This window comes from Phycisphaeraceae bacterium (assembly GCA_019636555.1).
Classification (GTDB): Bacteria; Planctomycetota; Phycisphaerae; order Phycisphaerales; family UBA1924; genus JAFEBO01.
This window is the reverse complement of the sequence record JAHBXH010000001.1, coordinates 990505-998592: the sequence shown is the minus strand read 5'-3', so window position 1 is coordinate 998592 and position 8088 is coordinate 990505. Positions and strand designations below refer to the sequence as shown.

Sequence of the window (8088 nt, the reverse complement as noted above, 5' to 3'; positions counted from 1 at the left end):
CGCCGTAGTCCACATTTCGCAGTCGCGGCAGTATCACTTCTAGCACCAATGACCGCGTCAATCGCAGGCTTCTTGGCCGCATCGCCTCGCGTCTCCCTCCCCGAGCAAGTCGATCTCTCCGGTCTCGTCATTCTCACGGCGAACACGCTCGAGATCCCGCTCGAATTCGATCCCGCGATTCTCAAGCCATCAGGATCCGGCGCGAGCAGCACCGTGACGCTGCGCGGCGTGAGCGACGTCACGCCGGACGAACTCTGGGCGCTGACGAATCAGGTGCTCGCTTCGCGGCAGCTTGCGCTTGTTCGCAGCCCGAACGCGCACGTGCTCTCAATTGTCAAACTCGCTGATGCGCCGAACGCATCGGGTGTGCAGATCGCAACGGTTCAACCGGATACATCGCTCCGCCCCGGATTCGTGCAGCAAATCATCCGCCCCAAGTTTCGCTCCGCGAAGGATCTTGCCGAGGCGATTAAACCATTTCTGACGAAGAACGTCGGCACCGCCACACCGGTCGGCGATTCGGGTCTTCTGCTCATTAGCGATCTGGCCTCACGTGTCGAAGAAGCGAAGAAGCTCCTCGACACACTCGATGTGCCGCGCGAAGACATCTCTCCGCTGGTCGTTGAGGCGAGGAATATCCCTGCCACGGCGTTGCAATCAGCGGTCACGCAACTCGCCGCGAAGCGGGACGCGGTCTCGGGCGACAAGCTCCGCGGCGAACTGACGATTGCGCCCGATGGCAAGTCACTCTTACTTGTTGCGCCCGCGGAGACGCGCGACTCGTGGCTCAAGTTGATTGCCGCGCTCGACCAGCGCGAGGAGGTCATCACCCGCGACTACACACCCAAGGTGTTCAGTGCGAAGGAAGTTGCCAATCTCATTGAGCAGACAATCCGCGAGAAAACCATGAACGCCCCGGCAGCCGCTCCTTCCGCGCAATCTGCGGATGATCGCCTGCGCGTCGTCACAGATGAGTTGACGGGAACACTGATCGTCACAGCTACGCCCACTCAGCACGAGCGCATCGTCGCGTTGCTGGCGCGGCTCGATGCGACTCCGCAGTCCGCGGCACGACCGGTTCGAGCCTTCCCGGTGCGCAATCGACCCGTCAAGGAAGTTCTCCAAACACTGCAGTCGCTCATCGCTGCGGGCGCTCTCGACACTTCATCGGTGGTGGATGCATCGGGGCAGGGTGCTGCTGCGGCTTCGATCCGCGATGCGGGCGCACAGCGAACATCGCGTTCCGATGATCCCTCGCAAGGGAGCGTGATTCCGGTAGGATGCCTTCCCACCGCTCGTGGATCCGAAACTCTTCTGGAAAGCGCAGGCCCGGATCGCCGGATGGTCCACGCGCATCACCAGCAAACAGGCACTCGACGCGCTGCGCCCGCTTTTAGCAAAGCACGGCAAACTCTCGGCCCAGATCATCAACGACGCCAAGGGCGTCCCGGGGAGCGTCTTCTACGAACACCGATTCGGCGGCCTGAATGCCGTGTACGCGCTGCTGCACTATCGCCCGAAGAGGGACTGCAGCCACCTGCGCGGCTACGGCGCCCGCAAGCAGCGGATTCGTCGACTGCGTCCCGAATGGGCCGATCAAATCCGAGCACGGGGCGCGGTGGTCGAGCAAGATTCCGAAACGACATTCCGAGTCAACGGCAACCTTCGGGTCGAAATGCTCTTGTGCTTTCGAGGCATGGAAGATGGCCGACCTCACTGGGTCGCCCAGACGCACACGATGCCCCGCCCGGACATCGTGCTGATCGCGTGCCTCCAAGAAGACGGCGAGACCATCGGGCGGTACGTCCTCATGCGCGGCGGCACCTGCTGTTACAAGGTCGGAGTCAAGCCGCGTACGCGCAAGTTGATGGTTTCAGAATCGCTGGCGCCGCTTCTGGACTACATCGCCTCCAGGCCCACCGATCTCGAAGAACGCCTTGGCTCGCCTAGACGTTATCTCGTGAAGCGGGATGTACGCGCCGATCGCATCGCGAATAGACGTGTCAAACGCAACACCTGAGGAGACTTCAGCCGACAAAAGGTGATAGATCGGCAGGATGGGCGAGCTACGCGAATCCGGAATGAAAACTTTGTCGCGTTCGAGGAGCGCCCACGAGTCAGGTCAATCCGATCTCGGCCTGCCATCCGCTTCGAGAACGATTTCCTCGATGCTCGCATACCGAGTGGCGCGCTCGCGCCAAGCCAGCCTGTCTTGGGTCGACATTCTGGAGAATGCGGCGCGAGCTTCAGCCCATTTCTTTACGGCAGGCTCCCCCATTCGCTCGCTGATTTCCGTTTCGCTGAAAAAGCTTCCGGTGCACTCCATCGCGTACGCCGATTCGATATCGACAAACTCCTCCGCCATGTGCCGCACCATCGCATTGAATAAGCGATTGAATTCCTTTGTTCGCCGACGCGGCGGAAGCGTGTGCATCCTTTCCTCTTCCTCCGGCGATGCCGTCCGAGGTTGGCCGGGTGGATCTGCATCGACCTCGTCCTGTTCGTCGGGTTCGATGTAGGCATCACGAAGGCTGCCGAGCCGCCATCCGTGGTGGATCCAATCACGAATTGAATCCGGAATGCAAGCGATGGGAAGGCCGCTGCTGATCAACGATGAATCAGCGAGGAACAGCTTCCGGTCAACGTCCCACACCACGTCTTTGAGCGTGAACCCCAAGGGCTCCGGGCAGTCGTCGAATTCCTTGCTGAACACTCGGAGACCTTCGAAGGCCGGAAACGGGAGTTCGATCTCGCGTGTCACGATAATGCCAGCACCGTCTTCGGTCATTGGCGGCACGAAGTAGAGGTGGAGGTCGAGATGCAGCTTGTACATGACTTGCCTCTCCGATGTGGAGCGTCAGAATCGCGACTTCAGCTTCGTGGTGCAGAGCTTGTACGCGAGTTGATGCACTGCGTGCTCGGTCCCCACTCCCCATTTTTTCACCCCCTTTGTCGGGATCACCCTGGCCGCCATGCGGTAAATCACTGTTGACACAGAAGATACGCGATCACGCCCGGCGTGATCTCCGACAAAACCGCCATTCCTTTGCGGCTTTTCAGCGGAGAATCCTACCCCTATCCACGTTCTTACACCGCTTTGAACTTTCACGCTTACCGTGCGAGTGCAAGCCCCGGATGATTGAATGGCGATCCTCTGCCACGAGGGGGCTTTGTGCAAGCAGCATTTTTAGGGCATCCCAATTCATCCCCGACGAAAGCAGATGATCGAGACCTAGCGACAAGAACGGAGCCTGCGGATTCATGAATCGCGAGATTGCGTGCACGGCTTTTCCCTCGGCATCGCCAGTTTCATTGCCGACATCCGCGTTGACGTGCCCTTCGCCCAATATTTTCGCTGAATCGTGGAGAATGGATTGCAGCGGTGCCGTCCTGGCTGCTTCGCGTTCGAGGCGTTCGATATCGCTTAGTCGTGGCAGAAAATCGTCAACCCATTTTGCGACTCCTTTTTCGATTCCGTCCGCCGACAAACTGGCGAGATATTGGTCAATATCCTCCTTCTTGATTTCCAGTTTCACCGTTACCCGCTTCATCTCCTTCTCCGCAGCCGGGCCGAGAGTTTGACTTTGTATTTGTGTCTTTTCAGCCTCTTCTTTCATTCCGGCTTGCAGAAACAGCTTTCGTGCGTCATTCAAGAAGATCATCGCCGACAACGCGTCTCCCATCGCAGCACGTCGAACATGCTGCCTTGCAAGGGCGGCAAGCACCTGTTTACTCTTGTTGTTCAGTCCTTTGCGGCGGTAGTAATTCAGCAGATCGCCGGCGACGCGTTCGCTTGACTTTGGGCTCGCATCCCACTCGCTTCCGGGTGCGACCATGGCGGCGACTCTCGCTTCAAGGCTTTCGACTACGGCCATTTCGATATCTGGATCGAGCTTTGGCCCCCCCTTCTCCGGCAATAGAACGCCGAAAGCAAATGAGAATGTGCCGGGTTCCTCGTCATTCGCGGTTTTCTTTTCGTAGTCAAGAATGGCGTCAACGACGAGCTTCGCCCGCTGCTTGTCCTTGATCTTCAACGACAACGCCATAGCACGTCGTAGGTTTTGCTCCGTATCTCCCCACACAGAACCGGAATCGATTTTTGACGCGGCTACATACGAATCTATGGCCAGCTTCGCGAATTCAACGTCGGTTCCTTTCCGTGCATCCCCAACAATTGCTCCGAAATCCCATACCAAATCGGCGTACCTAACCACTTGTTCCATTCGAGAGCCCAAAACCACTCTCCTTTTTCGGCTTGGTCACGCCGCATAATCACCTTGAAAAAGCCATTGGCAGAGACGACGATGGCTCGCACCGGAACGTCCAGCGCCCTCTTTTGAATCTCCATCAGTTGGGGATTTCCCCAATCGTTGATGTGGGTGTAGCCGAAAAATTGAAAGTGATGTTCGGGCAGAATCCTGGTTGTTCCGCGAATCGTCGGATCAGCGGTAGTAGTCAGCGAAAAGAGTGCTTGGATCTGGCAAAACGCAAGGTTCTTGACGTAGTTGGCTGCGGGCTGCGGCGGCGCGACTAGCCCAAACTTCATCGACATTCCGCTTCCTTTAGCCGCGATGGACAACGACGAATGAGAGTCCTGAACGAGTTTCTTTTCGACAGGGTGCGTGTCCTTTGCCCCTTTCCTCCGGGCAGAAGCGTCAACGGCCGCATCCGAACGGGCCGGACTATTGAATAAGGTCACACTGGATAGATGCCGCTCCAGGTTGGATTTGTGGCCGTTGCACTCCTTGCATGCCCGGAAGATAAAGTTGAATTCTTTGCCCGTTACAAACGAGCCTTCCGGGCCAAATTCTCTTGCGATGAGATGCTCTTTGTCTGAGGCGAGGGATTCGTCACCTACCAATCGACCGCAATAAAGGCACTCTTGGTTGGATTTTTCTAGCGAGCGGTGCCACCACACCACAGGTTGATCGGGTCGAAACCGAAAAACGGGTTGCGGCGGGGTGGAACCGGCATCAGATTCACCAATCATGAGCCATTTTTGCCTGTAGACGCCAGAATTGTCCAGCACAAGAGATTCTTTACGGAATCGCCAGCTCGGGATCGCCATCGGGCCTCACACCTGCGGCCCGATGGCGAGCACGAGCGTTCTTCGCTCCTCCCCGCCGCCAGACGGGTTGAGCCGGAGGGCCTCTCCGAGCAATCTCAGTGCGGTTGAGCATCGCCCGCAATGCCCTGCGGGCGATCACTTCGCTGCCAGAATGTTTCGATACCGCACGGGACCAGCAGGTGCGAAAAATATTTTTGCACCCCTCGCGTGCCCAAAGTCTTCGAATTGCAATCAAAGGTTGTTATTGCCATCTCTATGATAACTCTTCTGGACTACCTGTACTACAACAAGCTCACTCCGAAAGACCTTCAAAAGGCTATCGGCGAGAAGTATGTGAAAAACATCTTGCGTTGGTGCCGCCACGAGCGAAAGCCACGCAAAGACAAAATTGAAATGATCCGAGCGTGGACAGACGGTGAGGTAACGGCAATCGATTTCGAGGAAGCGGCTGTTCCACGATCCGCCGTCATGATCACCCTTCCGAGCGGCAAGAAGTGGATGGTGACACCGTTTTCGGATGACGACGACGATCTGGATGCGGCGTATGAGGCCAGCCGGTTCGAAATGCTCGAACCCTACAGCCCGCAAGTGATGGATGCGATCCGAACGCTGGGTCATCGTGTGCGGATTCGCTCGAAGGACAGTTTTTTTCTGTACGGAAGACCATCAGACGTCCGGCGTGTGGTAGTGGCGGCGAATCGAATGCGGATACCTCGCGGCCAATTACCAATCCGCTATCCCGGCGTAAACGGAGCCCGGCTATCGGATTGGGCGACAAAGCGAAACGCAATGCCATAGGTGTGGATTCGGCGCCGCGTGCCGGAGCAAACCGCTAGCAGGCTGTTGAAATTCTGATTGTGCCTACTGCGCCGACGCATTGCAGACAACTTTCTGGCCCTCAGACCCGGGTCGCGAGGGTAGATGGCGGTTCGAAATTGCGACTGGTTGGAGTTTTTCAACAGCCTGCTAGCCCTCTGCTCGCTACCCATTCATGAAAGGATGAGCATGACAGAATCGTCGCGTGGACGACATGCCGTTGCCCACGCATCGGCATCGCAATTGATCCGCTTGCTTGCGAAGATCGAAGTCGACCGATTCTTGCGAGAGAACGCCGACCGAGCATGCAACAAAATCAGGCAACCAGTCGGACTCCCTCGCCCCTCTGTTTCACAATCCCCCCTTCCTCCCTTCGGACGAAGAGGGGGGCGATTGTCAGTGAACGTCGGCCGCGATCTGATCGCTCGCCACGAGCGCCCCCACCCCCGCGCACCCGTCTCCGACGTCATCAGGGACTCACGGGTGCCACTCCGCCGAAATGCGACACCCGAATCACCGAATCCCCTCACCGACTCTCTCACCCTCTGCCCCAATTTCCCCTTCTTTCCCGCAACCCCGAAAACACGGATTGGCCCCGACTCCCGAAGAGCGAAAGCTTCGCAGGCGGACCTTCGTCTTCCGTGAAAGATTCCTAAAGTCGTCCTGAGAATTCCGGTTTTTTGGTCCGAATCGCCCGCTCATTGGTTGGGACCGCGTTCGGCCGCGGCACACGCGAGCTTCATTCGATCGCGCGAAACTCCACCCCAACGCGACGCGCCTCTACGCGACGAACAGCAAAGAACTTGCCTCCGGAAACCGCCGCAAGCTCCATCAAGACCGCGACCGCGACCGATCATCGCCGGATCGGTCCTGTCCGGGCGCCGCTCTCTCCCGATCCGGCGCGGGTGCTTTTCCCGCCTGAACGGCGACCGTGCATCGATCTGATTCCGATTCGATTTCGATTTCCAGCGCCGATCCGGCCGACCGGCTCGCGATCCCGATGAAAATCAGTTGCACGGCGGATTCACGCGTCAGCTCCTTGTCCCCGCGGATGCGCGGCGCGCGTCTTCCGACGATGACCGTGCGGATGTCACCGCACTGTTCGCCTTCTTCCGTGCGCAACTCCGCGACAATTTCGCGGACCAGGTCGCGTACGTCGAGAATCTGGACAACGTGGTCCCGACTTCCGTCCGCGGATGGCGATAGCAGACACAAGCTCTCCAAGAGGCGCGCGAGGTGTTTTCCCTCGCCGCGGATGGATTCGGTCAAGTTGCCCAACGCTCCGGCTCCGCGCTCATCGCGCCTGTCGGGCTTGCAGAATGGTCACGGCGAGAAACGATCGAAACTCATGGGCGATGCGCCCGGTCAACCGGCTCTTCCGCCGCAGCGAATCGATCGGGCTTTGAAAGCCCCTCCGTTCCGACCCGCGGCTCGGTGCAGGGCTTCGCCGGCGGATTAGAGCGATCCGAAGCGATAGCCGACTCCTCGAACCGTGTGTATCAGTTGGGTGGGGAAACCGTAATCGCACTTGCGGCGCAGCGACGCGACGTACACATCAATGAGGTTGCTGTCTTCTTCAAGCATCTGTCCCCAGACTCGTTCCGCGATCTGCCCGCGCGCGAGCGGGCGATTGGGATTGCGCATGAACACCTCGAGAAGCGCCGACTCCCGGTTCGAAAGCTGGATCTCTTTATCCGCTCGCACCGCCTGGCGCGAATAGATATCCAGCTTGAGATCGTCGAACCTGAGATACCGGCTTGCACCCGCGTCGCCACGCCGCATCAGCGCGCGAAACCGAGCGACAAGCTCGTCAAGATCAAACGGCTTGGTGACGCAGTCATCCGCGCCCGCGTCCAATCCACGGATTTTGTCTTGGACGCCGCTCAACCCTGTCAGCATCAGTATCTTTGATTGCACACCCCGCCTGCGCAGGTTCCTGCACACCTCAATCCCCGACCGATCCGGCAACATCACATCCACCACGGCGATGTCGTAGTTCCCGCTCGAGGCGAGTTCTTCGCCTTCGACGCCGGACGCCGCCACGTCCGTGGGAAACCCCGCTGCAACCAAGCCGCCCGTCAAAGCGGTCGAGATTTTCTCGTTGTCCTCGACTAAGAGCACCCGCATGGATCACTTCTCCATTAAGGTTTTCTCTTCGATTGCGGCTCAGACACCCCGCCGCGTTCCTTGAAACGGAACACTTC

The 8088-nt window shown here is 58.5% G+C and carries 7 protein-coding genes; 2 read left to right on the top strand and 5 right to left on the bottom strand.

Features of this window, described 5'->3' with window-relative positions:
* The first annotated feature begins 48 nt into the window (after positions 1-48).
* Entirely contained in the window at positions 49-1950 is a 1902-nt protein-coding gene (locus KF691_04120; GenBank protein ID MBX3388622.1) for a hypothetical protein, read from the top strand.
* A 172-nt stretch (positions 1951-2122) separates the two neighbouring features.
* On the opposite strand, the gene KF691_04115 is transcribed toward KF691_04120, so the two are convergent.
* The 3 genes from KF691_04115 to KF691_04105 all read right to left on the bottom strand — a co-directional run bounded on the left by KF691_04115 (position 2123) and on the right by KF691_04105 (position 5068).
* Complete coding sequence (locus KF691_04115) at positions 2123-2833, bottom strand: hypothetical protein (GenBank protein MBX3388621.1); 711 nt, start codon at positions 2831-2833, stop codon at positions 2123-2125.
* 223 nt (positions 2834-3056) lie between these two features.
* The gene (locus tag KF691_04110; GenBank protein MBX3388620.1) at positions 3057-4034 is read right to left on the bottom strand and encodes a hypothetical protein; all 978 of its coding nucleotides are present in this window, start codon (positions 4032-4034) and stop codon (positions 3057-3059) included.
* 86 nt (positions 4035-4120) lie between these two features.
* Positions 4121-5068, bottom strand: a complete 948-nt coding sequence (locus KF691_04105; protein MBX3388619.1) for a hypothetical protein — start codon at positions 5066-5068, stop codon at positions 4121-4123.
* A 207-nt stretch (positions 5069-5275) separates the two neighbouring features.
* Between KF691_04105 and KF691_04100 the strand changes: the two genes are divergently transcribed.
* A complete protein-coding gene (locus KF691_04100) occupies positions 5276-5866 on the top strand; it encodes a hypothetical protein (GenBank protein ID MBX3388618.1) in 591 nt (196 codons plus the stop codon).
* Between the two features lie 849 nt (positions 5867-6715).
* On the opposite strand, the gene KF691_04095 is transcribed toward KF691_04100, so the two are convergent.
* Positions 6716-7153 carry a hypothetical protein gene (locus KF691_04095; protein ID MBX3388617.1) on the bottom strand — a complete coding sequence of 146 codons (438 nt, stop codon included), beginning with the start codon at positions 7151-7153 and terminating at the stop codon, positions 6716-6718.
* 186 nt (positions 7154-7339) lie between these two features.
* Complete coding sequence (locus tag KF691_04090) at positions 7340-8011, bottom strand: response regulator transcription factor (GenBank protein MBX3388616.1); 672 nt, start codon at positions 8009-8011, stop codon at positions 7340-7342.
* Positions 8012-8088: the final 77 nt, after the last annotated feature.

What these genes read in the sequence shown, in the direction of transcription:
- KF691_04120 (MBX3388622.1), top strand. Translation starts at nt 49, where the DNA reads ATGACCGCGTCAATCGCAGGCTTCTTGGCCGCATCGCCTCGCGTCTCC.
- KF691_04115 (MBX3388621.1), bottom strand. Translation starts at nt 2,833, where the DNA reads ATGTACAAGCTGCATCTCGACCTCCACCTCTACTTCGTGCCGCCAATG.
- KF691_04105 (MBX3388619.1), bottom strand. Translation starts at nt 5,068, where the DNA reads ATGGCGATCCCGAGCTGGCGATTCCGTAAAGAATCTCTTGTGCTGGAC.
- KF691_04090 (MBX3388616.1), bottom strand. Translation starts at nt 8,011, where the DNA reads ATGCGGGTGCTCTTAGTCGAGGACAACGAGAAAATCTCGACCGCTTTG.